We start from the raw sequence: 442 nt of genomic DNA on the forward strand, positions 1-442 counted from the left end.
CGCTGACAAGCCAGCCTGACCAGTTCCCCGGCCACAATCTCACCCGCAACGACCCGTTCGGCATAGCGAATGCCATCTGATACTTTAGCCATCTTAATCTCTCATTTGTAACAGCTCAGCCAGGGGATCGGCTTTGTCTTCCCCGGCCATATTGACTTTAGAACGACTGGACGGTGACATACCAAACGCGCTCAACATGGCATGAATGCGTTTCCACGCATCGGCTTTCATGCCTGCCGCGGGGTGGGCTTTGATTAACCCCTGACCGGTTCGGTAGGTGTAACCCTCGCTCTCCAGTGTTTCGCAGTGCGTCCGGTATTCGACGTAGGCTTCAATCAGCAACTCAAGGGCTTTGGCGTCAAGGTTCGTGAGTACGCCGACTTTATCCAGTTCCGCTGCGATCCGTTCGTGCCAGTACCTGCCCATTTTTCCGAAATGTTTG

The 442-nt window shown here is 54.3% G+C and carries 1 protein-coding gene; it reads right to left on the minus strand.

What is annotated here, in order from left to right:
* Positions 1-93: 93 nt before the first annotated feature.
* Positions 94-442 (minus strand): phage terminase small subunit P27 family (locus Xkoz_RS19390; protein WP_244183535.1); only part of this gene is annotated, 349 nt, incomplete at its 5' end.

The organism is Xenorhabdus kozodoii, assembly GCF_002632875.1.
GTDB lineage: Bacteria > Pseudomonadota > Gammaproteobacteria > Enterobacterales > Enterobacteriaceae > Xenorhabdus > Xenorhabdus kozodoii.